General features: G+C 69.0%; 21 protein-coding genes. 10 read left to right on the forward strand and 11 right to left on the reverse strand.

Translation table 11 applies throughout. From position 1 onward, the window contains the following. Window positions 1-69 precede the first annotated feature (69 nt). From xth to HUS23_07610, 7 genes are all read left to right on the forward strand, one after another. Window positions 70-873 carry an exodeoxyribonuclease III gene (xth, locus tag HUS23_07580; GenBank protein QKT03684.1) on the forward strand — a complete coding sequence of 268 codons (804 nt, stop codon included), beginning with the start codon at window positions 70-72 and terminating at the stop codon, window positions 871-873. Window positions 874-1,117: 244 nt separating this feature from the next. Beyond that, window positions 1,118-6,010: a HAMP domain-containing protein gene (locus HUS23_07585; protein QKT03685.1), complete on the forward strand. Its 4,893-nt coding sequence runs from the start codon at window positions 1,118-1,120 to the stop codon at window positions 6,008-6,010. Between the two features lie 14 nt (window positions 6,011-6,024). Then, window positions 6,025-7,998, forward strand: coding sequence for a response regulator (locus tag HUS23_07590; GenBank protein ID QKT03686.1), 1,974 nt, complete (start codon window positions 6,025-6,027; stop codon window positions 7,996-7,998). 321 nt (window positions 7,999-8,319) lie between these two features. Next, window positions 8,320-8,796: a DsbC family protein gene (locus tag HUS23_07595; protein ID QKT03687.1), complete on the forward strand. Its 477-nt coding sequence runs from the start codon at window positions 8,320-8,322 to the stop codon at window positions 8,794-8,796. A gap of 406 nt (window positions 8,797-9,202) precedes the next feature. After that, window positions 9,203-10,669 (forward strand): 4-hydroxy-3-polyprenylbenzoate decarboxylase, encoded by a 1,467-nt coding sequence (gene ubiD / locus HUS23_07600; protein ID QKT03688.1) that lies wholly within the window; start codon window positions 9,203-9,205, stop codon window positions 10,667-10,669. Next, window positions 10,669-11,094: a hypothetical protein gene (locus HUS23_07605; protein ID QKT03689.1), complete on the forward strand. Its 426-nt coding sequence runs from the start codon at window positions 10,669-10,671 to the stop codon at window positions 11,092-11,094. Before ubiD ends, HUS23_07605 begins: the two co-directional genes overlap by 1 nt. Before the next feature lie 90 nt (window positions 11,095-11,184). After that, window positions 11,185-11,613 carry a hypothetical protein gene (locus HUS23_07610; GenBank protein QKT03690.1) on the forward strand — a complete coding sequence of 143 codons (429 nt, stop codon included), beginning with the start codon at window positions 11,185-11,187 and terminating at the stop codon, window positions 11,611-11,613. A 149-nt stretch (window positions 11,614-11,762) separates the two neighbouring features. On the opposite strand, the gene HUS23_07615 is transcribed toward HUS23_07610, so the two are convergent. After that, window positions 11,763-12,608: an NAD-dependent epimerase/dehydratase family protein gene (locus HUS23_07615; GenBank protein ID QKT03691.1), complete on the reverse strand. Its 846-nt coding sequence runs from the start codon at window positions 12,606-12,608 to the stop codon at window positions 11,763-11,765. Between the two features lie 217 nt (window positions 12,609-12,825). Between HUS23_07615 and HUS23_07620 the strand changes: the two genes are divergently transcribed. After that, the gene (locus HUS23_07620; protein QKT03692.1) at window positions 12,826-13,839 is read left to right on the forward strand and encodes a CDP-6-deoxy-delta-3,4-glucoseen reductase; all 1,014 of its coding nucleotides are present in this window, start codon (window positions 12,826-12,828) and stop codon (window positions 13,837-13,839) included. Here HUS23_07620 and HUS23_07625 read toward each other — a convergent pair. From HUS23_07625 to hemC, 4 genes are all read right to left on the reverse strand, one after another. Then, on the reverse strand, window positions 13,806-15,113 hold the full coding sequence (locus tag HUS23_07625; GenBank protein ID QKT03693.1) for a tetratricopeptide repeat protein: 1,308 nt from the start codon (window positions 15,111-15,113) through the stop codon (window positions 13,806-13,808). The genes HUS23_07620 and HUS23_07625 overlap by 34 nt on opposite strands. Continuing rightward, window positions 15,110-16,225 carry a uroporphyrinogen-III C-methyltransferase gene (locus tag HUS23_07630; protein ID QKT03694.1) on the reverse strand — a complete coding sequence of 372 codons (1,116 nt, stop codon included), beginning with the start codon at window positions 16,223-16,225 and terminating at the stop codon, window positions 15,110-15,112. Before HUS23_07630 ends, HUS23_07625 begins: the two co-directional genes overlap by 4 nt. A gap of 452 nt (window positions 16,226-16,677) precedes the next feature. Further along, complete coding sequence (locus tag HUS23_07635) at window positions 16,678-17,475, reverse strand: uroporphyrinogen-III synthase (protein ID QKT03695.1); 798 nt, start codon at window positions 17,473-17,475, stop codon at window positions 16,678-16,680. Continuing rightward, window positions 17,462-18,394, reverse strand: a complete 933-nt coding sequence (gene hemC, locus HUS23_07640; GenBank protein ID QKT03696.1) for a hydroxymethylbilane synthase — start codon at window positions 18,392-18,394, stop codon at window positions 17,462-17,464. Before hemC ends, HUS23_07635 begins: the two co-directional genes overlap by 14 nt. A 188-nt stretch (window positions 18,395-18,582) precedes the next feature. Between hemC and HUS23_07645 the strand changes: the two genes are divergently transcribed. Further along, window positions 18,583-19,104, forward strand: coding sequence for a thioredoxin family protein (locus HUS23_07645; protein ID QKT03697.1), 522 nt, complete (start codon window positions 18,583-18,585; stop codon window positions 19,102-19,104). A 47-nt stretch (window positions 19,105-19,151) separates the two neighbouring features. Here HUS23_07645 and HUS23_07650 read toward each other — a convergent pair whose 3' ends face one another. Next, window positions 19,152-19,859, reverse strand: coding sequence for a response regulator transcription factor (locus HUS23_07650; protein ID QKT03698.1), 708 nt, complete (start codon window positions 19,857-19,859; stop codon window positions 19,152-19,154). Beyond that, window positions 19,856-20,845, reverse strand: a complete 990-nt coding sequence (locus HUS23_07655; GenBank protein QKT05009.1) for a sensor histidine kinase — start codon at window positions 20,843-20,845, stop codon at window positions 19,856-19,858. Before HUS23_07655 ends, HUS23_07650 begins: the two co-directional genes overlap by 4 nt. Window positions 20,846-21,082: 237 nt before the next feature. On the opposite strand from HUS23_07655, the gene argH reads away from it, so the two are divergent. After that, window positions 21,083-22,483 (forward strand): argininosuccinate lyase, encoded by a 1,401-nt coding sequence (gene argH / locus HUS23_07660; protein QKT03699.1) that lies wholly within the window; start codon window positions 21,083-21,085, stop codon window positions 22,481-22,483. Here the strand turns inward: argH and HUS23_07665 are convergent. The 4 genes from HUS23_07665 to HUS23_07680 form a co-directional block, all read right to left on the reverse strand. Further along, the gene (locus HUS23_07665) at window positions 22,480-23,433 is read right to left on the reverse strand and encodes a bile acid:sodium symporter family protein (protein ID QKT03700.1); all 954 of its coding nucleotides are present in this window, start codon (window positions 23,431-23,433) and stop codon (window positions 22,480-22,482) included. The two genes, argH and HUS23_07665, sit on opposite strands and share 4 nt — an antisense overlap. 24 nt (window positions 23,434-23,457) lie before the next feature. Continuing rightward, complete coding sequence (locus tag HUS23_07670) at window positions 23,458-23,934, reverse strand: hypothetical protein (GenBank protein QKT03701.1); 477 nt, start codon at window positions 23,932-23,934, stop codon at window positions 23,458-23,460. A 60-nt stretch (window positions 23,935-23,994) separates the two neighbouring features. Next, window positions 23,995-24,834: a diguanylate cyclase gene (locus HUS23_07675; GenBank protein ID QKT03702.1), complete on the reverse strand. Its 840-nt coding sequence runs from the start codon at window positions 24,832-24,834 to the stop codon at window positions 23,995-23,997. A 459-nt stretch (window positions 24,835-25,293) separates the two neighbouring features. Next, window positions 25,294-26,001, reverse strand: coding sequence for a prolyl oligopeptidase family serine peptidase (locus tag HUS23_07680; GenBank protein QKT03703.1), 708 nt, complete (start codon window positions 25,999-26,001; stop codon window positions 25,294-25,296). Window positions 26,002-26,023 lie beyond the last annotated feature (22 nt).

A 26,023-nucleotide genomic window follows, 5' to 3' on the forward strand; every position in this document is an offset into this window, starting at 1 on the left:
GGTGACCGGCCCAGCGGCACGAGGCCCCCACGGGGGCCTCTGCTTTTTCCCGGCACGAGTGAGCGGCCTATGAGAGTCACGACCTGGAACGTCAACTCCCTGCGCGTGCGCCTGGCGCACGTCCTCGACTGGCTGGACGCGCAGCGGCCGGACGTGTTGTGCCTGCAGGAGACCAAGCTGCCCGACGAGGAGTTTCCCCTGCAGGCCTTCCTCGACCGTGGCTACCAGGCGGTGTACTCCGGACAGAAGACCTACAACGGCGTGGCCATCATCACCCGGGAAGGCGTGCGTGACCCTTGCGTGGACCTGCCCGGCACCGCCGCCACCCCCGACCCCCAGCGGCGCCTGCTGGCGGCCACCTACCAGAGCCCGACGGGGCCGGTGCGGGTGGTCAATGTCTACGTGCCCAACGGGCAGAGCGTCGAGTCGGACAAGTTCGCCTACAAGCTCGACTGGCTGACGCGTCTGCGCGGCTACTTGGCGGAGCAGTTGACCCAGTTCCCGCACCTGGTGCTGGTGGGCGACTTCAATATCGCCCCCGAGCCGCGCGACGTGCACAACCCCAAGCGCTGGGAGGGCAAGGTGCTGTTCAGCGAGCCGGAGCGGGCCGCGTTTCGCCAGCTGCTCGAGTTGGGCTTGGTCGACACCTTCCGCTTGTTCGAGGATGGCGAGGGCCACTACAGCTGGTGGGACTACCGCTTGAACGCCTTTCAGCGGGGCTGGGGCTTGCGCATCGATCACGTGCTCGCCAGCGGCCCCTTGGCTGCGCGCTGTCGCGCCGGGGCGATCGACACCGCCCCGCGCGCCCTGGAGCGGCCGTCGGACCACGCCCCCGCGTTCGCCGATTTCGATCTCGCGGAGGCGGTCGGCTAAGGCCGGCGCGTGCCGGCGTCGCAATATTGGCACCTGTTGCCCGCGCGCCGGCTCAGTCGCCTTATTTCCGACGGCGCGAGTCGGATAATCTCGGGTCTCGCTATTGGGGTCATTCCCGATGTCAACTCGGGCGATCCCCTAAACGGTTGCCTTATTACGGATTATTCCGCATTTTCGTAGTCCCGTCCGGAGCTATCGTCCGGAACACCTTTATTACAGCATCCAGCAGCGCAGGAGAGCGTACATGCCCGCCGCCATCGCCGAGCACGCCGCACAGGACATCGACGCCCGCAGATTATTGAAAGCGCTGAAGGCCTTCCGGCGCGGCGACTTCTCCGCGCGCCTCGAGGTGAGCGGCGGCGGCATCGCCGAAGAGATCGCCGAGACCTTCAATGAGGTGATCGAGCTGAACGCCATGATGACCGAGGAGCTGGCGCGGGTCAGCGCGGTGGTCGGCAAGGAGGGCAAGATCGCCGAACGCGCGCGCCTGGGGACGGTGACCGGGGCCTGGGCGGCGAGCATCGACTCGGTGAACACGCTGATCGGCGACATGGTACAGCCGACCACCGAGGTCGCGCGCGTGATCGGCGCGGTGGCCAAGGGCGACCTGTCGCAGACCATGGTGATGGACATCAACGGGCGCCCGCTGCGCGGCGAGTTCCGCCGCATCGGGCGCGTGGTGAACACCATGGTGGATCAGCTCAACTCCTTCGCCTCGGAGGTGACGCGCGTGGCGCGCGAGGTGGGCACCGAGGGCAAGCTCGGCGGCCAGGCCAAGGTGAAGGGCGTGGCCGGCACCTGGAAGGACCTCACCGACAACGTGAACTCCATGGCCGCCAACCTCACCGGCCAGGTGCGTAACATCGCCGAGGTGACCACCGCGGTGGCCACCGGCGACCTGTCCAAGAAAATCACGGTGGATGCCCGCGGCGAGATTCAGGAGCTCAAGAACACCATCAACACCATGGTGGATCAGCTCAACTCCTTCGCCTCCGAGGTGACGCGCGTGGCGCGCGAAGTGGGCACCGAGGGCAAGCTCGGCGGCCAGGCCGAGGTGAAGGGCGTGGCCGGTACCTGGAAGGACCTCACCGACAACGTGAACTCCATGGCCGCCAACCTCACCGGCCAGGTGCGCAACATCGCCGACGTCACCACGGCGGTGGCCAATGGCGACCTGTCCAAGAAGATCACCGTGGACGTCAAGGGTGAGATCCTGGAGCTGAAGAACACCATCAACACCATGGTGGATCAGCTCAACTCCTTCGCCTCGGAGGTGACGCGTGTGGCGCGCGAGGTGGGCACCGAGGGCAAGCTCGGCGGTCAGGCCGAGGTAAAGGGCGTGGCCGGTACCTGGAAGGACCTCACCGACAACGTGAACTCGATGGCCGGCAATCTCACCGGCCAGGTGCGCAACATCGCCGAGGTGACCACCGCGGTGGCCAACGGCGACCTCTCCAAGAAGATCACCGTGAATGTGCGCGGCGAGATCCTGGAGCTGAAGAACACCATCAACACCATGGTGGACCAGCTCGGCTCGTTCGCCTCGGAGGTATCGCGCGTGGCGCGCGAGGTGGGCACCGAGGGCAAGCTCGGCGGCCAAGCCGAGGTGGACGGCGTGGCGGGCACCTGGAAGGACCTGACCGACAACGTGAACTCCATGGCCGCCAACCTCACCGGCCAGGTGCGCAACATCGCCGAGGTGACCACCGCGGTGGCCAACGGCGACCTCTCCAAGAAGATCACCGTGAACGTGAAGGGCGAGATCCTGGAGTTGAAGAACACCATCAATACCATGGTGGATCAGCTCAACTCCTTCGCCTCGGAGGTGACGCGCGTGGCGCGCGAGGTAGGCACCGAGGGCAAGCTCGGTGGCCAGGCCGAGGTAAAGGGGGTGGCCGGGACCTGGAAGGACCTCACCGACAACGTGAACTCCATGGCCGCCAACCTCACCGGCCAGGTGCGCAACATCGCCGAGGTGACCACCGCGGTGGCCAACGGCGACCTGTCCAAGAAGATCACCGTGGACGTGCGCGGCGAGATCCTGGAGCTGAAGAACACCATCAACACCATGGTGGACCAACTCGGCTCGTTCGCCTCCGAGGTGACGCGCGTGGCGCGCGAGGTGGGCAGCGAGGGCATGCTGGGCGGCCAGGCCAAGGTGCCGGGCGCGGCGGGCCTGTGGCGCGACCTCACCGACAACGTCAATCAGCTCGCGGATAACCTCACCACCCAGGTGCGCGCCATTGCCGAGGTGGCCACCGCGGTGACCAAGGGCGACCTCACGCGCTCGATCATGGTGCAGGCCTCGGGCGAGGTGGCGGCGCTCAAGGACAACATCAATGAGATGATCCGCAACCTCAAGGACACCACGCTCAAGAACAAGGAGCAGGACTGGCTCAAGACCAACATCGCCAAGCTCACCAAGATGCTGCAGGGGCAGCGCGATCTGCTCACCGTCTCGCGCCTGATCCTGTCCGAGATCGCCCCGCTGGTGGAGGCGCAGCACGGGGTGTTCTACGTCATGAAGCCCGACGCCGAGGAACCCGTGCTGGACCTGATGGCGAGCTACGCCTACCGCGAGCGCCAGGGCGTGCCCAAGCGGTTTCGCCTCGGCGAGGGCCTGGTCGGCCAGTGCGCCTACGAGGGCGCGCCGATGGTGGTCAGCGACGTGCCCCCCAACTACATCGCGGTCAACTCGGCGCTCGGCGAGGCGGCGCCGTTCAATATCATCGTGCTGCCGGTGTTGTTCGAGGGCGAGGTCAAGGCCGTCATCGAACTCGCCTCGTTCCACCGCTTCAGCGAGACCCACCAGCTGTTCCTCGACCAATTGATGGAGAGCATCGGCATCGTGCTCAACACCATCGAGGCGAATATGCGCACCGAGGACCTGCTCAAGCAGTCGCAGTCGCTCACGGGCGAGCTGCAGAGCCAGCAGGAGGAGATGCGCAAGACGAACGACCGTCTCGAGCAGCAGGCCGAGAACCTGCGCAAGTCCGAGGAGCTGCTGAAGGCGCAGCAGGAGGAGCTGCAGAAGACCAACAGCGAGCTGGAGGAGAAGGCGCGCCTGCTCTCCGAGCAGAAGGCGCAGCTATCCGCCGCCTCCAAGTACAAGTCGCAGTTCCTGGCCAACATGTCGCACGAGCTGCGCACGCCGCTCAACAGCCTGCTCATTCTCGCCAAGCTGCTGTCGGAGAACTCCGACAAGAACCTCAGCGAGAAGCAGGTCGAGTTCGCCAAGACCATCCATGCCGCCGGGTCCGACCTGCTCTCGCTGATCAACGACATCTTCGACCTGTCCAAGATCGAGTCGGGCACCGTCACGTTGGACATCGGCAAGGAGCGCCTGGCCGACATGCGCGATTACGTGGAGCGCACCTTCCAGCAGATGGCGCAGGACAAGGGCATCGCGTTCCCCATCGAGGTCGATCCGAACCTGCCGCAAAGCATTTACACCGACGCCAAGCGCCTGCAGCAGATTTTCAAGAATCTGTTGTCGAACGCCTTCAAGTTCACCGAGAAGGGCCGCGTGGCCTTCCGCATGCAGCGCGTCACCTCGGGTTGGAACACGAGCCTCGAGACCCTGAACCGCGCCGACTCGGTGATCGCCTTCTCGGTGTCCGATACCGGCATCGGCATCCCCGCCGACAAGCAGAAGATCATCTTCGAGGCCTTCCAGCAGGCCGACGGCACCACCAGCCGCAAATACGGCGGCACCGGGCTCGGTTTGTCGATCAGCCGCGAGATCGCGCGTCGCCTCGGCGGCGAGATCGTGGTGGACAGCCGACCCGGGGAGGGGAGCACCTTTACGCTCTACCTGCCCTCGTCCAGTAGGGTGCAGGCCGCCGCTTGGCGTCCGCAGCCGACGCGCAAGGAGCCGGCCGACGCGATCGCCGAGGATACCGCGGGTGGTGCCTACCTCTCGTTGCTGGAACAGAACGAGGTGAGCGATGACCGCGATAGCATCCAGGACGACGACCGTATCCTGCTCATCGTCGAGCCCGACGCGCACTACGCCCGCGCCGCGCTCGCGCTCGCGCGCGGGATCGGCTTCAAGGGCCTTATCGCATTGCGCGGCGACGCGGGTCTCGCCATGGCCCGCAAAGCCGGACCGGATGCCATCTTGCTCAACGCCGAGTTGGCCGACATGCACGGCTGGGGGGTGCTCGACCTGCTCAAGCACGACCCCGATACGCGCCACATTCCGGTCCACATGCTGGTGTCGCGCCTGCCGCGCCACCGCGGCCTGTGCCGCGGCGCGCTCGGCTGTCACCTGAAGCCGCGCGATCCGTCCGAGCTGGCGCCGATACTGGACGACACCCTCGCCTTTATCCGCGCGCCGAACCGCGCCGTGCTGTGGGTGGGCCCTGCCGAGGGTCTGGGCGCGCAACTCGCCGAGTTGCTCGGCGAGCCGCCGCTGGAAATCCGCGAGGTGCCGAGCGCCCAAGCCGCCGAGCGCGCCCTCGAAGTGGGGGGGTATGTCAGCCTCGTGGTGAACCTCGATCTGCCCGACGCCGTGGGCTTCATCCGTCGGTTGCGCGCCAGGGAGAAGGGCGCGCACCTGCCGATCATCGCCTATGGTAAGGAACCGACCGACGAAGGGCGCGGCGAGCTCGAGGCCCTGGTCGGCACCGTGGTAGTTCAGGACGAAAACCTGCGCGCGCGCCTCGCCAACGAGATCGCGCTCATGGCGCACCGACGGATGGCCGACCTGCCCGAGCATGCGCGCGACATGCTCAGCGAACGCCGCCGCGTGGACCACGAACTGGCCGGTAGCACGGTGCTGGTGGTCGATGACGACATCCGCAACATCTACTCCCTGACCAGCATCCTGGAGGAGTACGACATGGAGGTCTTGTATGCGGAGAACGGCCGTGACGGGATCCGTAGGCTGGAGGACCACGAGGATATCGACCTGGTGATCATGGACGTGATGATGCCCGAGCTCGACGGCTACGACACCATGCGCATGATCCGCGAGCGTGAACGCTTCCGCGACCTGCCCATCATCGCCCTCACCGCGAAGGCGATGAAGGGCGATCGCGAGAAGTGCATCGAGGTGGGCGCCTCGGATTACATGGCCAAGCCCATCGACGTCATGCAGCTGCTGTCGCTGCTGCGCATCTGGCTGAAGCGGTGAGCACCGAAGCTGCCATGCAGCCGAGAAGCAAAGCCCGCGTCCTGCTGGTGGAGGACGATGCGCGCAGCCGCGCGGCGTTGTGCGCCGTGCTGGAGGACGCGCGCTTCGAGGTGACCGCCGTCAGTTCGGGCGAGGAGGCCCTGCGCAGCCTGCTCGGCGGCGAGTTCGCGGTCATCCTGCTCGACGTGCAGCTGCCGGGCATCGACGGGTTCGAGACCGCCGAGTTGGTGCGCCGTCGCCGCCGCTCGTACCAGACGCCGATCATCTTCCTCACCGGCAAGCACCCCGACTCCACCTGGATGTACCGCGGTTACGAGGTGGGCGCGGTGGATTACATCGTCAAGCCGGTGGTGCCGGAGATCCTCAAATCCAAGGTGGTGGTGTTCGTCGACCTGTACAACAAGAACGCCCAGATCGAGGCCCACAAGGAGAAGCTGCGCGCGCTCGCCCAGCGCTCCACCGAGCGTTTCTACGACCTCGTCCAAGGCCTCGACGCCATCGTGTGGGAGGGCGACCCCGAACACGTGTTCACCTTCGTGAGCCGGCGCGCCGAGGCCATCCTCGGGTACCCGGTCGAGCGCTGGTTTGCGGCGCGCGAGTTTCGCGCCAAGCTGATGCACCCGGAGGACCGCGAGGCCGCCCTGCACGCCTACGAGGCGACCGCGCGCGGCACCACCGGCACGATCATCGAATACCGCGTCACACGCGCCGACGGCACCCTGGCCTGGATGCGCGACCACGTGCACGTGGTGCGCGAGGCCGCCGTGCGCACCCGCCTGCGCGGCGTGATGGTGGACATCACCGCGCACAAGACCACCGAGCACCGCCTGGAGGAGCAGGCCGAGCAGCTGCGCCTGGCCGACCGTCACCGCAACGAGTTCCTCGCCATGCTGGGCCACGAGCTGCGTAACCCCCTCGCGCCGATCCAAAGCGCCGTGGAGTTGCTGCGCCTGCAAGGCCCCACGGAGGAGCGCACGCGCTGGGGGCTGGACACCATCGGGCGACAGGTTACCCACATGACCCACCTGGTCGACGACCTGCTCGACGTCGCGCGTATCACGCGCGGCAAGATCGAACTTCAGCGCGAGCGCCTCGACCTCACCGACATCGTCCGGCGCGCCATCGAGACCGTCACCCCTTTCATCGACGACAAGCGTCATGCCCTCGCCCTGGACCTCGCGGGCGAGCCCTTGTGGGTGGACGGCGACCCCGTGCGCCTCGCTCAGGTGGCGGCCAATCTGCTCCACAACGCCGCCAAGTACACCGAAGAGGGCGGCGAGATCACGCTGCGCGTCACCGCGATCGACGAGCACGCGGTGATCCTCGTGCGCGACAACGGCATCGGCATCGCCGCCGACATGCTGCCGCGCGTGTTCGATCTCTTCACCCAGGCCGAGGGCCAGCACCGCCCCGTGCGCGGCGGGCTCGGGGTGGGCCTCAGCCTGGTGCGCACTCTGGTGGAGATGCACGGCGGGCGCGTCGAGGCGCGCAGTCCCGGGCTCGGCCGCGGGAGCGAGTTCACCGTCCACCTGCCCTTGCTCGCGGCGGTTGAGGTCCCCGAGCCGGATCTCGAACTGGCCGGCGCCGCGGCCGAGGTGGTGCAGCGCCGCGTGCTGGTGGTGGACGACAATCACGACGCCGCCGATAGCTTTGCGCAATTGCTGGAGGTGCTGGGCCACGAAGTCGAGACCGCCGCGGACGGCCCCAGCGCGCTGCGAGCCGCCACTGATTTTCGGCCCGAGGTAATCTTCCTCGACATCGGCCTGCCCGGCATGGACGGCTACGAGGTCGCGCGCCGCCTGCGCGCGCGCAAGGACAGCCCGACCCCGCATCTGGTCGCGCTCACCGGCTACGGCCGCCGCCCGGGGGCCGAGGACGACGAGCGCCGCCTGTTCGACCACTTCCTCTTAAAACCGGGCGACCTCTCCACCGTCGCCACCATCCTCGCGTCGCTGTCGGACCACTCCGAGGTCGCCTCGTCGAACTGACCGCTTGCGGGTGCGCGCGCGACCATGGATCAACTCAGCGCGAACCCTCTACCAGACGACGCGCGGACCCTCGGTGTCGGTTGAATGCCGCCTCGCCGGCGGTCGTGTTCGCAGCGCGGCAGCCGGGCCCAACAGGACGTTAATGGAAACCCGGAGATCGGCTAGGGCGTTTGCCCATTCGCTTGCCGCCACCGCCGAAATCGCCCATCGTTGTGGAGCTAAGACATCCACGTATGGGCGAGCATCGCCCTGCAAACAATCACCATCATCATGAACATCAAGCCAAGCACGACCGTACTTTTGCTTTCTGCGCTTCTCCTCATGCCCATGAGTTTGGTCGCCGATCCACGCGGGGACGTAGGAGCGGCGGTGGACGCGCTGCCCGAAGAAGAATTCATCGTCTACGGGCCATCCGACGCCAAGCACACGGTGACCGTGTTCACCGACGTCAACTGCCCCTACTGCCGCCAGATGCACAACGAGATCGAGGACTACCACCTGTTCGACATCCGTATTCGCTACGCGGCGTTCCCCTCGGTGCACCCCGACTCCCTTCCCCAGATGGAGGCGGTGTGGTGCAGCGAAGACCCCCATCGCGCGCTGGACGAGGCCAAGGCCGGGCGCCCCGTGGCAGCCGAACCGTGTGACAACCCCGTGGCCGACCACCTGGTGCTCGCCCAGGAAATGGGCTTCTTCGGTACGCCCGCCATCGTCACGCCGAAAGGCGAGGTGCGCTTCGGTTACGTGTCCGCCCCCGACCTCGCCGATCTGTTGGAGCAGGAAGCCGGATCGAACTAGCGCGATGTCACCGATAGCGGTGCGTTTCCAGCGCAGCGCGGGCCGCCCACCATCCGCCCTCATTCCCACCGATCGGACGCGCGCATACGCGTCCTGCGCACCTCGGCCCGTGATGAACAAAGGCCCCGCACCGACGTGGTGTATGCCACTTGGGTGACGGCCTCGTCTTACCGTGGTAGGAGTCGGCCCAGCGGCTTTTCCCATAACGCGCCACGACCCGCGCGGAGGCCGAACGCAGCGCGCGGGTTCAGCGCAGTACGAAGCGTTGTTTTGGCTGCGAGGTGCCGCCGCAACCGAAGCGGAGAAGCGGGTTTTGCCGGGTGCTGAACTTCCAGCGACGGTGCGGGCGGCCGGTCGAATGTGTTAGTTTTCCCTGTTTTGCGGACACGGCCCCAGGCGGAGACGGATGAAATACCACGACCTGCGCGACTTCATGGCCAAGCTCGAGGCCGAGGGCGAGCTCAAGCGCGTACGCGCGCCGGTGGACCCGCGCCTGGAGATGACCGAGGTGTGCGACCGCACGCTGCGCGCCGGCGGTCCCGCGCTGCTGTTCGAGAATCCCACGGGACACCGCATGCCCGTGCTGGGCAATTTGTTCGGCACGCCGCGCCGCGTGGCGCTCGGCATGGGGCAGGACTCGGTGGCGGCGCTGCGCGAGGTGGGCAAGCTGCTCGCGTTTTTGAAGGAGCCGGACCCGCCCAAGGGTATGCGCGATGCGTGGGACAAGCTGCCGGTGTTCAAGCAGGTGCTCAACATGTCGCCCAAGGTGGTGTCGCGCGCGCCCTGCCAGCAGCACGTGTGGGAGGGCGAGGAGGTGGATCTGGCGCGCCTGCCGATCCAGACCTGCTGGCCGGGCGACGCCGGCCCGCTCATCACCTGGGCGCTGGTGGTCACCAAGGGCCCGCACAAGGCACGCCAGAACCTCGGCATCTATCGCCAGCAGGTGATCGGGCGCAACAAGGTGATCATGCGCTGGCTCGCCCACCGCGGCGGCGCGCTCGATTTTCGCGAGTGGCAGGAGACGCACCCGGGTGAGCCGTTCCCCGTCGCCGTGGCGCTCGGCGCCGATCCGGCTACCATCCTCGGCGCGGTCACGCCGGTGCCGGATACGCTGTCCGAGTACGGCTTCGCGGGCCTGTTGCGCGGCGGCAAAACGGAAGTCGTGAAGTGCCTCGGCTCGGACCTGCAGGTGCCGGCCTCGGCCGAGATCGTGTTGGAGGGCGTGATCCACCCGGGCGAGGAGGCCGACGAGGGGCCGTTCGGGGATCACACCGGCTACTACAACGAGGTCGAGCGCTTTCCGGTGTTCACCATCGAGCGCATCACGCACCGCAGCGATCCGATCTATCACAGCACCTACACCGGGCGCCCGCCCGACGAGCCCGCCGTGCTCGGCGTGGCCCTCAACGAAGTGTTCGTACCGATTCTGCAAAAGCAGTTTCCCGAGATTCTGGATTTCTATCTGCCGCCCGAGGGCTGCTCGTACCGCGTCGCGGTGGTGAGCATGAAAAAGCAGTATCCGGGCCACGCCAAGCGTGTCATGTTCGGCGTGTGGTCCTTCCTGCGTCAGTTCATGTACACCAAGTTCGTCATCGTGGTGGACGAGGACGTGAACCCGCGCAGCTGGGAGGATGTGATCTGGGCCATGACCACGCGCATGGATCCGGCGCGCGATACGGTGATGGTGGAGAACACGCCCATCGACTATCTTGATTTCGCCTCGCCGGTGTCGGGGCTCGGATCCAAGATCGGTTTCGACGCCACCAACAAGTGGCGCGGTGAGACCACGCGCGAGTGGGGCCGCCCGATCCGCATGAGCGACGAAGTGAAGGCGCGCGTCGATGCCATGTGGCAGGATCTGGGTATCGACTGATGGACGAGCAGACCTATAAGGCGCTGCCCATCGGCGAGCGCCTGGAGCTCGCGCTGTCGGAGGACCTGCCGCGCGCGGTGCGCCCTTTCATGGTGCGCGAGCAGTGGATGCACGTGAAGTGCTATTTCGCGCGCCGCATGGACCTCACGGGCGCGGAAGTGGCGGCGCTGCTCGAAGACGACGATTACGTCATCCGCCTGTGCATCGCCAAGCGGGAGGACCTGACCCCCGAACAGATCGAGCGCTGCGTGAGCGACCGCGAGCCGAACGTACGCTATGCGGTAGCACGCAATCGGCGCCTGGCGGACGAGCAGCGCGCGCGCCTGTTGCAGGACGAAGATCCGCTGGTGCGCCGTGCGGCGCAAAAAGGCCCGCGCGCGGTGCGCACCCGGCGGCGCCCGGGGCAGGTAGAAGTGATACGCTGATGCGTGCGAACGCTCGCGCACGCAACAGTTTTCGCGACAGCGGTCGCTATGGGCTACGCAACCTTTTTCCACCCTAAGGAGAATAACGATATGGCCGACAATCCTTCCGCTCTGGTTCAAGCCGCCGAACGCGATGTGCAGCGTGCTCACGAGGCTTGGGCCAAGGCCCTCGATCGCGCCTTGACGGCGAGCAACAAGGCCGTGGACGCGGCGAAGAAGAAGACCGCCGCGGCGCAGTCGAAGGCCGCGAAGGCGCTGGAGCGCTCGCGCAGTGCGAAGGGGCCGGCGGCCAAGACCAAGGCCGTCGAGGCGCGCCGCGTGGCACTGGCCGACAAGCAGAGCGCGACGGAGGCGCTGCGCGCCGCGCAGGAAGAGCAGGCGCAGGTGAAGGCGGCGCAGAAGAAGTTCAAGCTGGTGGACAGCGGTCTGTCCAAGCTGCAGAAGGCGGCCGAGAAGGCCGTGGCCAAGAAAAAGACCGTGCGCCGCCGCGCCAAGCGCAAGGCCAAGTCGGGCGGCTGAGCTTTGCCTCCCGCCGGCGCCGCTGGCGGGAGGCTCTGCGCTGCTCCCGGCACAGGGCTGTGCCTCCGAGAGCGACGGCCGCTAGGTGTCGCCCTTGAGGATCGAAACCCGCCGTGCGCGACGCGTGGTTCGCGAAAGTCAGGGGTGGTTTACTCAGGAGTTAGCCGTCGCAGCCCCTCGGCGAGCGAGGGATAGGCGAGTCGCACCCCCAACACGTCGTGAAGCCTGCGGTTGCACAAGCGCCGCGATTCGCGCAGGTACTCGCGCCGCGCGGGTGAGGCCTGCGCGAGCGCCTCGGCAAGAGAGATCTGCGGCGGGCGGGGCAGGCCGAGGCGGTCGGCCACCGCGTCGAGGTATTCGGGCAGCGTGCCGGGGTGGTCGTCGCTGACGTTGTAGATCCCGGGCGGAGCGTCCGCGGCGGCCATGCACGCCGTCGCCAGATCGTCGGCGTGGATGCGGTTGGTCCACGGCGCCTCGGCCGCGCGGACCACCGGTTCGCCGCGCTGCAGACGGCCGATCGGCAGGCGCCCCGGCCCGTAAATGGCGCTGACGCGCAACACGGTCAGCGGCACGTCATGCCTGCGCGCCCACGCTTCACACGCATGTTCGGCATCCAGCCGGCGGCGGCCGCGATCGGTGGCCGGTGCCGGTGAGCGGGACTCGTCCACCCAGGCGCCGCCGCAATCCCCGTAAACCCCCGAGGTGCCGAGGTACACCAGGCGCGTCGCCCGGCCTTCGGCGGCGGCCAGCCAGCGGCGCAGGCGCGTGTCGACGGTGCCCTGCGGCGGCGGCGGCGCGAAGTAGTACACCAAGCGGCCCGCCACGCGGTGCGGCGCGAGCGGCGCGTCGAGATCCACCGCCCGCCAGTCGAGATCGGCGGCGTTCTGCGCGTCAGGGCGGCGCGTCAGCGCCGTAACCGGCACGCCCCGCTGGCGCCACAGCGCGCCCACGCGGCGTCCGATGTCGCCGCAGCCCACGATTAGCACAGGTACCATGCGGTTTTCCTGCCGTACCGGATGCGCGATAATACAAAGCTTTTGGAAGGTCTACGTAAGTCTAGGCTGGATCTTTCAGGCCACGCGTAGCGCAAAGCGCGGTTTTTGCTTTGCTCGTCATCAACGGCTTGGGGCCATTGATGACGGCGGCACGGCCCTGTGCCGCAGGAACCCTGATTTGATCAGGGCTTCCTTTTCTCACTTTCCCGGAAGGCGCATGAGTTTCAAAGTCCGAATCGAGCCGAGCGGCCACGAATTTCGCGTCGAAGACGACGAGTCTATCCTCGAGGCCGCCTTGCGACAGGGGTTCGCGTTTCCCTACGGCTGCCGTAACGGCGCCTGCGGCTCGTGCAAGGGCAAGGTGCTCGAGGGCGGTGTGGACTACGGCGGCGAGCTGCCCCCCGCGCTCAGCGCGGCCGAGGCTGAGGCCGGCCAGGCCCTGTTCTGCCAGGCCCATGCGCTGGGCGATGTCACCATCGAGGTGCGCGAGATCGGCGCCGCCAAGGACATCCCCATCAAGACCATGCCGTGCCGGGTCGCCAAGCTCGAGCGCCTGGCCGACGACGTGATGGCGGTGTACCTGAAGCTGCCGATGAACGAGCGCCTGCAGTATCTCGCCGGGCAGTACCTCGACATCCTGCTGCGCGACGGGCGCCGGCGCAGTTTCTCCATCGCCAATGCGCCGCACGACGACGAGTTCATCGAGCTGCACATCAAGCACATCGAGGGCGGGCGCTTCACGCACGAGGTCTTCTCGAGCATGAAGGAGAAGCAGATCCTGCGTATCGAGGGCCCGCTGGGCAATTTCTACCTGCGCGAGGACTCCAACCGGCCGATCATCTTGATGGCGGGCGGTACCGGCTTCGGGCCGATCAAGGCCATCGTCGAGCACGCCATCGCCGAGGGGCTCACGCGGCCCATGCACCTCTATTGGGGCGCGCGTACCCGCCAGGGCTTGTACATGGACGCGCTGGTGCGGCGCTGGACCGAGGAGCACCCGCACATCGAGTACGTGCCGGTGCTCTCCGCGCCGTTGGCGGACGATCACTGGGACGGCCGCACCGGCTACGTGCAGGACAAGGTCATGGAGGATTTCGAGGATCTGTCCGCTTACGAGCTGTATGCCAGCGGACCGCCGCGCATGGTCTACGAGGGGCGCGACCTACTGATGACCAAGGGCGCCGATCCCGAGCACTACTATTCCGACGCCTTCGAGTTCGCCAAGGACTGACGGCCGCCTTCGACCTCCGGGGTCACCGCATCCAGCGTCGCGTCCGCGCGCTGGATGCGCTCCGGCGCAAGCTCCAGCACCGACCCCTCCAGCACCGCGCTCGCCGCGCCGAGCCCGTCGCGGAAATGTGCGCGCGCCTCGTCCGGCCGCCCGAGCTGCTCCAGCAGCCGCCCCAGCAGGTAGTGCACCTCGGGCCGCGGCCCCGCCCGTAGGCTGGACTCGAGGTAGTGCTGCGCCTTGCCCCATAACCCCGCGCGCAGCGCGATGCGCGCCGCGCTCAGTAGCAGGGCGGGCTGCCCGGGATGCTCCTTGAGCCAACGCTCGGCCTGCGCGAGCTGGGCATCCGGCTCCGGCCCCGGGATCAGGCCATAAAGCTGCACCAGGCGCGAGCTCCACTGGCGGCGCAGGGCGTCGCGCACCATCTGTTCGGCGGCGCGCGGCTCGTCCAGCCCAACCAGATGCCGGGCATAGGCGTAGACCATCGCCTCCTGGTAGCGCAGCTCGCGCGGGATCTGGTCCCAGGCGGCCATCAGCTGCTGCCGCTCGCCGCTGCGGCCGGCGTGCCCGAGCCGCTCCAGGTGCGCGTGCAGCGCCAATTGCTCGGCCTGTTCGGCGCTCACCACCTTGCGCTTGCGCAGCTCCGGCAGCAGCGCCACCAGCTCGTCCCAGTCCCGCAGGCGCTCGTAGAGCTGCATCAGCAGGTACAGCACATAGGGGTGGCGCGGCGTCATGGAGCGCAGGTGCTGCAAGGTGGCCAGTGCCTGCTCGAACTGGCCGTGGGCGAGTTGCAGCTCGGCCTGGGTGAGTTCGACCGCCACGTCGGCGGCGGGCATGCTCTGGTGGGCAAGCAGCAGATAGCGGTCGCGCGCGTCGTGGGCGTGGCGCTTTTGCGCGGCGCGGGCGGCGGACAGGTAGTTGAACAGTGGGTTGTCGCTGTCGGCGACGTGTTTGAGCAGGTACTTCTCGGCGGCCTCCCAATGCCCCTCGGCGAGCGCGATCAGGCCGCGGTTGGAGCTGGCGCGGGCGCGTTTGACGCGGCGTGCGCGCCGCCACTCGTAGGCGCGGCGGCGTAGCTGCGCGGTACCGCGCAGGCCGGCGAGCAGCCCGTAGACGAGCGCGAACAGCACGAGCAGCATCACCACCGCGAGGGCGAGGGAGGTCTCCACCGACCAGTCCCGGTAGGCGATCAGCAGGTAGCCCGGGTCGCGGTGGGCGATCAGCGCCAGCACCACGGCGCCGACCAGGACGGCGAGCAGCAGGGCGAGCTTCTTCATGCGCCGCGGTCCTCGCGCTCCAGCCGCGCGCGCAGATTGCGCAGGGCCTCGACCGAGGCGGCCAGTTCCGGCAGTTCGGCGCGCACGTCGAGCGCGGCGAGTTCGGCCAGCGCCTCGCGCGCCGCGCGCACCGGGTCGCTGTCGGCGAAGTGCTGCTCCAGCCAGATCTGCGCTTCCTCGAGCGTGCGCCGGTAGGTCTCCCCGTCGTTCATCAGCAGGGCCAGCCGGGCCTGCTGCAGCTTGAGCTGCAGGTTCTGGCGCAGGAAGTAGTGCTGCTCGGGCGGCAGCAGCGGCTCCACCGCCTCGCCGCCGCGGCGCACCACCACCAGGGCGCGCAGGTCGTCCCACACGGCCTCCAGCAGCGCGCGCCAGTCGCGCCAGTCGACGGCGTCGCGCGCGGGGCGCTCGCCCGTGGCGGTCGGTCGGCCGGGGATCTCGGCGCGTTCCACCGGCAGCTCGTCGGTCTGCCCCGCGAGGGCGGTCAGGCGCAGTGCGATGCCCTCGCGGTCCACGCGCGGCACTTGGCGCAGTGCGGCCAGGTCGGCCGCCAGCGCCTCACGCGCACTGTGCAGCCGCGGGTCGTCCACCTCGGCCAGGCGCTCGTCGGCCAGGCGCAGGGCAGTGACGGCGGCGTTCACGTCGCGGGCGAGCAGCAGCCGCTCGTTGGCAGCGGTGGCAAGCGATAAGGCTTCCGACACGGCGCGCCGGGTGCGCGCCGCCGCCATGGGCCGGGCGGCCTCCTCCAGCGCGGCGCGTAGGCGGCGCTGATCCTCTTGTACCGACTGCAGGGCGGCGTTCAGCTGCTCGCGGTCGTCCTCGACGAGCGCGCGTTGCTCGGCCAGGGCCCCGGCGAGCCGGCGCCGCTCCTCGGCGGCCTCTTGGTCGCTCTGTTGTAGCGCGGCGAGGGCCTGCTCCAGCCCCTGTTCCAAGGTCTCCAGGCGCTCGGCCTCGAGCCGGTCGGCCGCAGTCAGCTCTTGGCGTAGCGCGCCGACCTCGCGCTGGACCTCGGTGCGCGCCGCCGCGTTGCGCGCCTCGGCCTGATCCAGGGCGAACCAGAGATAGGCCGCGGCGGCCAGCGCGAGCAGGGCGATCAGGATTGCCAGCGCGGCCAAGGCGGCCGCGCCGCGGCCGCCTTGGCCGCGCGGAGGTTCGCCGCCGCCCTTAGGGGCGACCGGCGGTTGCCCGGGCGGTGCCGGCTCGGGCTCGGGATCCTGCTTCGGGTCCTCGTGCGGGACATCGCCGGGCGGCGGCGGGGATGCCGGCGCCGCCGCGCTCGAGGGGGGCTCATCTGGCGCGCGTGGCGGTGCGGCGCTTACGGGTTCGCCGTCCCGTGCGACCAGGCCGGGGGCGACGGGCGCCTCGGGCGCGGGGTTACGCAAAGCGCCGCCATCGTCCGCGGGCGCGGCGGGTTCGGTGGGTGGGGTCTCGGCCGGCGCGGGTGTCTTGCTGCCCGCCGGCGGTGCTGGCTCGGGCGGCGGACCGGCGGGGCGGTCCGCGCCTTCCTCGGCGCCCGGTGTCCGTGTTTGGGTCGACTTGCGGGGTCTGCGTCCCCGTCCCCCCTTGGTTACGTCCTTTTCTTGTGCCACTGCCTTATCGCCTCCACGATCGCCGCGTCGCTGGCTTCGGCCGCCACCACCGGCGGCTCCTTGAACCCGAGTTCCTCGGCGAGTTGCGCCATGCGCTCGTGTACCACCACCAGCGGCGTCTTGCGTAGCCAGTGCTGGCCGAGCTTGCCCACCATGTCAAAGAGGTTGCGGAGCCCCTCTCCGCTGGTCACCGCGATGATGTCCACCTCGCCGCGCGCCCAGGCGCGCAGCAGGACGTCGACATCCGCGCGCGGCCGACCGCGCCGGTAGGCTTCAGCATAGTCAACCTGCGCGCCTCGCTCCTTCAGGACGTTACCCAGGTGCTCGCGGCCGCCGCCGCCCCGAAAGATGATGATGCGCTTGCCGGCCACCTGTTGCAGCGCCGGCTGTTCGAGCAGCGCCTCGCTGTCGAACTTGCGCGGCGGGAAGATGTCGGCGTCGCGGCCGATGAAGCGGCGCAGTTCCTTGGCGCTGACCCGACCGACCGCGGCGAACTGCAGCGTGGGCGGCAGGGTGCGGCGCGCCATGATCAGGTTCATGGCCTTCACCACCGCATTGGGGCTCACGAACACGGCGATGTCGTACTCATCCAGGCGGTCGATGACCGCGAGCAGCGGCCCGCTGTCGACCGGATCCAGGATCTCCAGCACCGGGAAGCGCACCGGCAGCGCGCCCTCGGCCGTGAGCGCCGCGCACAGCGGCTCGGCCTGATGGGCCGGGCGGGTGACCAGCACGTGCAGGCCGGCCAGCGCGCCGTCGGCCTCAGTCGCGCTCATAGAGCTCTCGCAGGATGACGTCGGCGCCGCGGCCGAGCAGGTCCTCGGCGAGCACCACGCCGAGCTCCTCGGCGTCGTCGGGTCGGCCGCTGATCACCCCGCGCACCACCTCGGTGCCGTCGGGGCGACCGACCAGGCCGCGCAGCACGATGACCCCGTGCTCGAGTTCGGCATAGCCGCCGATGGGCACTTGGCAGCCGCCGTGCAGGTGCGCGTTGAGGGCCCGTTCGGCACGCACCCGCACCGCGGTCTTGGCGTCGTTCAGGGGGGCGATCAGGGTGTTGATGCGCTCATCGTCGGCGCGGCACTCGATGCCGAGCGCGCCCTGGCCGATGGCCGGCAGCAGCACCTCGGGGCCGAGGTAGGCGCGGATGCGCGCGGCCATGCCCAGGCGCGTGAGGCCGGCCGCGGCCAGCACGATGGCGTCATAATCGCCGGCGTCCAGGCGCGCCAGGCGGGTGTTGACGTTGCCGCGCAGGTCGCGCAGCTCGAGGTCGGGGCGCAGCTCGCGCAGCTGGCACTGGCGGCGTAGGCTGGAGGTGCCGACCCTGGCGCCCTGGGGCAGGGCGTCGAGGCTGTCGTAGGCGTTGGACACCAGCGCATCGCGCGGGTCCTCGCGCGCGCCGATGGCGCCGAGGTGCAGCCCCTCGGGGAGGTCCACCGGCACGTCCTTCATGGAGTGCACCGCGATGTCCGCGCGGCCCTCCAGCAACCCCTGCTCGAGCTCCTTCACGAACAGCCCCTTGCCGCCCACCTTGGCGAGCGGGGTGTCGAGGATCTTGTCGCCCTGGGTGGTCATGGTGACCAGTTCCACGGTCAGGTCCGGGTAGAGCGCGCGCAGCAGGCTGGCGACGTGCTCGGCCTGCCACAGGGCCAGCGGGCTCTTGCGGGTGGCGATGCGCAAGGTGCTGTCTTGCATAGGGGTATAGGCTCTGTTTATGGAACGCGGCGCCGGAGCCGCTGTCCTAGACTGAAGATAAGCGCAGCTTATGGCGCCCCGCCGAACGCTGGACAACCGGCCCGGGCTGCCGGATTATCTGCCGTCGCGCCGAATGACCTGTCATGGTAACAGCTTGGTTGGGCGCGTTCATGTCGAGGAGCAGCGAAATGGTGTTGAGGACATTGGTACTTGGCCTAGTGGCGGGCTTGTTCTACATGGCCTGGGCGGGCGCCGCGTCCGATCCGCGCCCGGCGCTGGTGCATGCGCACGATCTGGTGGCCGATGCCCGTAGCGCGGCCGCCGATGACAAGCCCCTGCTGCTGATGTTCTCCTCCGAACCCTGCCCCTATTGCCGCATCGTCGAGGACGAGTTCCTGCGCCCCATGCTGATCAGCGGCGAGTACGACGACAAGGTCGTCATGCGCAAGGTGAAGCTCGACGGCTACAGCCGCATCCGCGACTTCGAGGGGCGCGAGGTGCGCGTGGACGAACTGGCCAAGAATTACGGGGTGCGCATCACCCCCACCGTGGTGATGGTGGACGCCAAGGGCCGCCAACTCGCCCCCAGCCTGGAGGGCATCGCCACGCGCGACTACTACGGCGGCGATCTGGACCGCGTCATCGACCAGGCCCTGGTCGAGGTGCGCGGCGAAGGGTCCACGCTCAGCAAGGCGCGCGCCGCGCAGTAACGGCGCGTCGGACCGGGCGCCGGCGCGCCCGGACCAGCCCACCCCTGTCAGCCGACCTGGCCCAGGCAGCGGCGCACGGCGGCCAGGTGTCGCCGACTCACCTCCAGCGCCTCCGGCCAATCCCGTAACACCACTTCGTGGCGCCCGCCCGGGGTGCGGCGCAGGGCCGCGACCTGCGCCAGGGCCACCAGGGCGTTGCGGTGCACGCGCACGAACAGCGGCCCGAACTCCTCCTCCAGCGCGCGCAGCGAGGTCTCCAGCACCACCTCGCCCTGGCGGTAGCGCACCACCACGTACTTCTGCTCGGAACGGAAGAACAACACCTCCTCGATGGGGATGCGTCGTACGCCGCCCAGGTGGTGCGCCACCACGTGGGTGGGCGTGAGCGGCGCCGCGGCCGCTCGGCGCGCGGCCCGCTCCAGGGCCTGCAACAGACGTTCCCGGCGCACCGGCTTGACCAGGTAGTCCAGCGCCTCGGCCTCGAAGGCGGCCAGCGCGTGCTCGGCGAAGGCCGTGGTGTAGATCACCGCCGGGCGGCGCGCGAGGGCCTTGAGGCGCTCGGCGGCCGCCAGCCCGTCCAGACCGGGCATGCGGATGTCGAGCAGGATCAGCTCGGGGGCCAGTTGCTCGGCGAGCGCGAGGGCCTCCTCGCCGTCGGCCGCCTCGGCCACCACCACGTGCTCGCCGAGGTCCTCCACCAAGCGGCGCAGGCGCGCGCGCGCCAGCGGTTCGTCATCGGCGATCAGCACCCTCATGCCGGCACCGCCTCACGGTAGGGCAGGCGCACGCACACCCGCCACTCGCCGCCGTCCTCGCCGGACTGCAGCGCCGCCTGGGCGCCATAGTGCGCCTGCAGACGCTCGCGCAGGTTGTCCAGCGCCATCTGGTGGCCGCCCCGCGCCGGGGCCTGACGGGGCAGCGGATTGCGTACCTCCACCACCAACTCGGCGCCCCGCCGCTGCGCGCTGACGTACACCGTGCCGCCCTCACGGCGCGGCTCCACGCCGTGGTACACCGCATTCTCCACCAGCGGCTGCAGGGTCAGCGAGGGCAGCAGGACCTCGGGGTCGAGGTCGCCGACCTGCCACGCGACCTGCAGGCGGGGTCCGAGCCGCAAGCCCTCCATGCGCAGATAGCGCTCGGCCACCGCGCGCTCCTCGCGCCACGGGACCAGGGTCTGCGCCTCCGAGAGGCTGGTGCGAAACAGGTCCGCCAGATCCTCGACCGCCTCCTCGGCGAGCGGCGGGTCGCTGCGCGTGAGGCTCGCGATGGTGTTCATGCTGTTGAACAGGAAGTGCGGGCGGATGCGCGCCTGCAGCGCCTCCAGGCGCGCGCGCGCCCGGGCCTCGACGCTGACGCGCCACTGATGCTGCACGTAGAAGTAACGCAGCGCGAGCGCGCCCACGATGGCGCCGATAAACAGGTTGCGCCACAGGAACTCGAAGCGGTACTCGGGGCCCGGGCCGAGCCCGGCGTGCCCGCCCACGCGCAGGGCGACCTCGGACACCAGCAGGATGACCGCCAGCAGCAGCAGATAGGCGGCGGCGCCGGCGGGGGCCGGCGGCAGGCGTCGCAGCAGCGGCCGCGCGGCGCACAGGACGGCGGCGCAGGCCAGCGCCATCCACTGCACCAGCAGCGACACCCGCGCCAGTTCGTCCCAGCGCGAGATGCTGCTCTGCAGCGGCGCCAGGGCGATCACGAACGCGAGCAACTGCGCGATCACCACCACCACGAACACCATGCGCACGCCGCAGAAGTTGGGCAGAAACAGGGTGTCGCGCGGCGTGGCCGCTGGGCTGTGTGCGTCTCCCCCCACGGATGACACCTCGATTATGGTTATTGCGCATCAACGACTTCTGATGCTCGGACTATAACGCCGCTTGCCCTGCCCTGGCGAGACGCCCGCCACAGCCTGCGCGCCGTTGGGCGTTTCGTTATACTCAGCGCTTTCCCAACCGCCCCCTGAGCGTGCCCTTCCATGTCCGAGCATAAGACCGTCGAGAAGCCCTGGACCGGGCGCTTTACCGAACCCACCGATGCCTTCGTGGAGGCCTTCGGCGCCTCGGTCGGCTTCGACCAGCGCCTCTACCGTCACGACATCGCCGGCTCCATCGCCCACGCGCAAATGCTGGCGCATGTCGGGGTGCTCACCCCGGAGGAGGCGCGCGCCATCGAGGAGGGGCTGCGCGCCATCGAACGCGAGATCGAGGCGGGCGCGTTCCAGTGGTCGATCGCGCTCGAGGACGTGCACATGAACATCGAGGCGCGCCTCACCGAGCGCCTCGGCGCGGTGGGCAAGAAGCTGCATACCGGGCGCTCGCGCAACGACCAGGTGGCGACCGACATCCGCCTCTACCTGCGCGAGGAGATCGACCTCATCGCCAAGGAACTGATGCGCCTGCAGCAGGGCCTGGTGGCGCTTGCCGAGCGTGAGGCCGACACCATCATGCCCGGTTTCACCCACATGCAGACCGCGCAGCCGGTGACCTTCGGGCACCACATGATGGCTTGGTACGAGATGCTGGAACGCGACCGCGCGCGCCTCGTCGATTGCCGCCGGCGGGTGAACCAGATGCCGCTCGGTGCGGCCGCGCTGGCGGGCACCAGCTACCCCATCGATCGGCACTACGCCGCCCAGCTGCTCGGCTTCGACGCCCCGTGCGAAAACTCGCTGGACGCGGTCAGTGACCGCGACTTCGCGATCGAGTTCGTGAGCGCCGGCGCGCTGATCCTGATGCACCTGTCGCGCTTCTCCGAAGAGCTGGTGCTGTGGTCCAGCGCCCAGTTCGACTTCGTGGACCTGGGCGATGCCTTCTGCACCGGCTCGTCCATCATGCCGCAGAAGAAAAATCCCGACGTGCCCGAGCTGGTGCGCGGCAAGGCCGGGCGCGTGCACGGCAACCTGGTCACTCTGCTCACCCTGATGAAGGGCCAGCCGCTGGCCTACAACAAGGACAACCAGGAAGACAAAGAGCCGGTGTTCGACACCGTGGACACGCTCAAGGGTTGTCTGCGCGTGTACGCCGACATGGTGCCGCGCATCCAGGTGAAGAAGGAGGTGATGCGCGAGGCCGCGCGCCGCGGCTACGCCACCGCCACCGACCTCGCCGACTACCTGGTGCGCAAGGGCATGCCGTTCCGCGACGCGCACGAGGTGGTGGGGCGCGCCGTGCGCCGCGGCGTGGACACCGGCCGTGACCTCAGCGAGCTCCCGCTGGCGGAGCTGCGCGAGTTTTCCGAGGCCATCGAACAGGATGTGTTCGAGGTGCTCACCCTGGAGGGTTCGGTGGCCGCGCGCAGCCATTTCGGCGGCACCGACCCAGGCCAAGTGCGCGCCGCCGTGCAGCGGGCCCGCGCGCGGCTGGCGGGAAAGGGCTAACCGGCCGCCAGCGGACCGGCCACCCCGCCGCCCCGCCCGCGCCGGCGCAGCCAGGCGCTGGCGCCGGTGGCGGTGATCACCGACCAGACCGCGAACAGCGCCCCCGGCAGCGCGGCCTCGGGCGGGAAGTGCGCCAGCGCGAGCGCCACGCCGAGCCCCGCGTTCTGCATGCCGATCTCGATCGACAGCGTCAGCCGGTGGCGCGCATCGAAGCCGTACCAGCGCGCCAGCTGCCAGCCGGCCAGATAACCGAGGCCGTTCACCAACACCACCGCCAGCAGGATCCACGGTCCCGCGTCGGCGATGCGGCCGTGGTTGATCGACACCGCGTAGGCGCAGATCAGGATGATGGCGAGCGCCGCCAGGGCGGGCGCGAGCGCGCGCAGCGGCGCGACGCGCGGCCCCGCCAGGCGCGCCAGCGTCATGCCGCCGGCGAGCGGCAGCAGCACCGTGAAGAGGATGGTGCGCACCATGGGCCAGAACTCCACCGGCACGAACACCCCACCCAGCCAGTGCACCAGGGTCGGCGTGACCAGCGGCGCGAGCAAGGTCGCCACCGTGGTCAGCGCGATCGAATAGGCGACCACCCCGCCGGCCAGGTACACCAGCACGTTGCTCGCCATGGCGCCGGGCGCGGAGGCCACCAGGATGAAGCCGAGCGCCACCTCGGGCGACAGCGGCAGCAGCCAGGCGGCGGCGAAGCCGAGCAGCGGCATGACGCTGTACTGGGTGGCGACGCCTGCGCCGATGCGGGCGGGGCGGCGCAAGGTGGCGCCCAGCTCCGCCGGCTGCAGCACCAGCCCGAGCGCGAACATGGTGAGGCCGAACAGCCATAGAAAGACGCTGCCGATGGGTTGGAACAGCGGGGGATACAGGTAGGCCAGCACCGCGCCGCCCACGGTGAGCGGCGCGAGCGCGGCGGTGATGCCGTGACTGAGGCGCGCGATCATGCCCGGCCGCGCCCCCTCATCGGCTCAAAAGTGCCCGACCGTCTCGAAGAACTCGTCGAACGGGATGTAATGGCTGCCGTCGCAGGAGAAGGTCATGCCGATGGTGCCGTTGATGCGGTTGATCGAGGCGTTGCGCAGGTAGATGGTCTGGTCCTTCAGACGCAGGCGCCGGAACTGCTCCAGGATGGGCCGCACCTGGTCGGACTCGATCTCGGGTTTCTCGATGGCCACCACCCGCGGCAGGGTGTCGAGGAAGTTGGGCGCGAAGATCTCCTCGCCCACGAATACGCGGTAGCGGTAGGGGTCGTTGAACAGCCAGCAGGTGAGCTGGTTGCTGGAAAAATGCAGCTTGGCGTGAAACACGCCGCGCATGCACAGCAACTCCTCGACCACGTCGAGCAGCTGATCCATGCGCTGGTCGAACAGACTGGTGTGGCGCGTCTGGTCGAACACCTGCGCGCGCACCGACGGGTCACCTTTGATTTGCAACCACTTTTCCATGTCCACTCCGCATGGTCTAGGCGAGCCCGCATTATGACACGCGAATGCGACGTGGGTATGTCAACCGAGTAACAGTTGCTCGCCGCCCGCGCCGCGGGCGGTGAGCCGGAGCGTCTGCGCGCGCCGCAACAGACCCTTGGCGTCGTCGCCCCGCTGCCAAGCGGTGACGCCGAAGCTGTTCGGCTCGAGGCAGGCGCGCTGAGCCGGGCTGAGGGTGAGGGCCGCGAAGGCGGTGCGCAGCTTCCGCGCGAGGCTCAGGGCGCCCTCGGTCGGCGTCTCGGGCAGGGCGATGACGAACTGGGGCTCGGGGGCGAGGCGCGCGATGATGTCGGCCCAGCGCAGTTGGTCGCGCAACACGCGCGCGACGACCACCAGCGCGCCGGCGGCCTCCTGGTCGCTTTGCGGAGCCCGATCGCAACCGTCCAGGTGCAGCACCACCAGCGACAGCTCCGTGCCGTAGCGGCGGCACCGCGCGAGTTGAGGCTCCAGCGTCTGCAGTAGGGCGCGCTCGTTCAGCAGGCCGGTGGCAGGGTCGGTGGTGCGGCAGTCCTCGAGCTGGCGGCGCAGCTGCGCGAGCTCCATCTCGAGCTGGTGCGCCTCCGTAACGTCGCAGCAGTGGCCCAGCCGTCCGTCATCGACGGCCTCCCAGCGGCACATGAGCCAGCGCTCCTCCCGACCCGGCGCGGCCGGCAGATAGACCGTCTCGGCCCCGCCCAACAGCAGTTTGACGCCGTCTTCGTCGGCGCCCTGCGCGTCTTGTCCCAGCAGCGCGTCCGGCGCGCGGCCGAGCAAATCGGCCAAGGGGGGATTGCACCAGCGCACGACCCCGCGCCCGTCGAGGAAGACGAGACCGGCCGGTACGTGGTCCAACAGCCGAGCGGCGGGTACGGCGGTGTCCATGGCAAAAGCCTCCCGAGATCATCGGCGGCAGCGCCCGCGCCGTCGCCTACGGCCAGTATCGACCGCTACGGAAAAAACTTCAGGTCGGCGACCGGCCTCCGGCGGCTGTGCGTGGCCCGCGCTCCAGAATGGATTGCTTCAGACCGCTTTAAACCCCGCTTTTCGCGTTGCGTGGTCTGAGCCATCCATGGATGGATGGATTCAGGCCTTCCCGCGGCACAGGGATGTGCCGCCATGATCGACGGCCGCAGGCCGCCGATCATGAAGCAACGCGGAAATCACACTTTTCGCGTTGCGTGGTCTGAGCCATCCATGGATGGATTCAGGCCTTCCCGCGGCACAGGGACGTGCCGCCATGGTCGACGGCCGCAGGCCGCCGATCATGAAGCAACGCGGAAATCACACTTTTCGCGTTGCGTGGTCTGAGCCATCCATGGATGGATGGATTCAGACCTTCAATCAGCGATGCGGCGGGAGCACCGCCTCGCCGAGCACCTGCGCCAGCCAATTGCGGATCACCGGCACGGCGCGCGCGCTGATCGTGTGCGCGGCGCCCGCGTCGGGATGAAACTCGACCGGGTAACCCGCCTGCGTCAGCCAGTCCGCGCTGCGCTTGCCGTGCGCGAAATTCACCACCGGATCCTGGGTGCCGTGCACCATGAGGATCGGCACGCTGCGGTTGGCCGGTGCCGCCTCGTCGTGCAGGCGGTTGGGTAGCGCCAGGTAGCTCGACAAGGCCAGCACGCCCGCCAGCCGCTCGGGATAGCGCAGGCCGGTGTGGAGCGCCACCGCGCCGCCTTGCGAGAAACCCGCCACCACGATGCGGCTGGGCGCGATACCTTGCTGCGCCTGCTCGCCGATCAAGCGGGTCAGAATCTCGGCCGAGGCCACGAGCCCGTCGGCGTCGGGTTGGCCCACGACGTCCGGCGTGGTGATGTCGTACCAGGCCCGCATCACGTAGCCGCTGTTGATCGTCACCGGCCGTCGCGGCGCATGGGGAAACACGAAGCGCACGCCGAGCTCGCGCGGCAGGGCCAAGGTCGGTACCAGCGGGTCGAAGTCATGCCCGTCGGCGCCGAGGCCGTGCAACCAGATCACGCAGGCGTGCGCCTGGCCGCCGGCGGGTTCGTGCACGACGTAGGGCGCTTCGGCGTGGGTGTCATTCATACCGGTCTCCTTACCGTGGAGC

This window comes from Ectothiorhodospiraceae bacterium 2226, assembly GCA_013348725.1.
Lineage (GTDB): Bacteria > Pseudomonadota > Gammaproteobacteria.

What these genes read in the sequence shown, in the direction of transcription:
- HUS23_07675 (QKT03702.1), bottom strand. Translation starts at nt 24,834, where the DNA reads ATGGACACCGCCGTACCCGCCGCTCGGCTGTTGGACCACGTACCGGCC.
- HUS23_07615 (QKT03691.1), bottom strand. Translation starts at nt 12,608, where the DNA reads ATGGTACCTGTGCTAATCGTGGGCTGCGGCGACATCGGACGCCGCGTG.
- HUS23_07610 (QKT03690.1), top strand. Translation starts at nt 11,185, where the DNA reads ATGGCCGACAATCCTTCCGCTCTGGTTCAAGCCGCCGAACGCGATGTG.
- HUS23_07590 (QKT03686.1), top strand. Translation starts at nt 6,025, where the DNA reads ATGCAGCCGAGAAGCAAAGCCCGCGTCCTGCTGGTGGAGGACGATGCG.
- HUS23_07665 (QKT03700.1), bottom strand. Translation starts at nt 23,433, where the DNA reads ATGATCGCGCGCCTCAGTCACGGCATCACCGCCGCGCTCGCGCCGCTC.
- HUS23_07620 (QKT03692.1), top strand. Translation starts at nt 12,826, where the DNA reads ATGAGTTTCAAAGTCCGAATCGAGCCGAGCGGCCACGAATTTCGCGTC.
- ubiD (QKT03688.1), top strand. Translation starts at nt 9,203, where the DNA reads ATGAAATACCACGACCTGCGCGACTTCATGGCCAAGCTCGAGGCCGAG.
- HUS23_07655 (QKT05009.1), bottom strand. Translation starts at nt 20,845, where the DNA reads ATGGTGTTCGTGGTGGTGGTGATCGCGCAGTTGCTCGCGTTCGTGATC.
- HUS23_07595 (QKT03687.1), top strand. Translation starts at nt 8,320, where the DNA reads ATGCCCATGAGTTTGGTCGCCGATCCACGCGGGGACGTAGGAGCGGCG.
- hemC (QKT03696.1), bottom strand. Translation starts at nt 18,394, where the DNA reads ATGCAAGACAGCACCTTGCGCATCGCCACCCGCAAGAGCCCGCTGGCC.
- xth (QKT03684.1), top strand. Translation starts at nt 70, where the DNA reads ATGAGAGTCACGACCTGGAACGTCAACTCCCTGCGCGTGCGCCTGGCG.
- HUS23_07635 (QKT03695.1), bottom strand. Translation starts at nt 17,475, where the DNA reads ATGAGCGCGACTGAGGCCGACGGCGCGCTGGCCGGCCTGCACGTGCTG.
- HUS23_07680 (QKT03703.1), bottom strand. Translation starts at nt 26,001, where the DNA reads ATGAATGACACCCACGCCGAAGCGCCCTACGTCGTGCACGAACCCGCC.
- HUS23_07605 (QKT03689.1), top strand. Translation starts at nt 10,669, where the DNA reads ATGGACGAGCAGACCTATAAGGCGCTGCCCATCGGCGAGCGCCTGGAG.
- HUS23_07585 (QKT03685.1), top strand. Translation starts at nt 1,118, where the DNA reads ATGCCCGCCGCCATCGCCGAGCACGCCGCACAGGACATCGACGCCCGC.
- HUS23_07650 (QKT03698.1), bottom strand. Translation starts at nt 19,859, where the DNA reads ATGAGGGTGCTGATCGCCGATGACGAACCGCTGGCGCGCGCGCGCCTG.
- HUS23_07625 (QKT03693.1), bottom strand. Translation starts at nt 15,113, where the DNA reads ATGAAGAAGCTCGCCCTGCTGCTCGCCGTCCTGGTCGGCGCCGTGGTG.
- HUS23_07670 (QKT03701.1), bottom strand. Translation starts at nt 23,934, where the DNA reads ATGGAAAAGTGGTTGCAAATCAAAGGTGACCCGTCGGTGCGCGCGCAG.
- HUS23_07645 (QKT03697.1), top strand. Translation starts at nt 18,583, where the DNA reads ATGGTGTTGAGGACATTGGTACTTGGCCTAGTGGCGGGCTTGTTCTAC.
- argH (QKT03699.1), top strand. Translation starts at nt 21,083, where the DNA reads ATGTCCGAGCATAAGACCGTCGAGAAGCCCTGGACCGGGCGCTTTACC.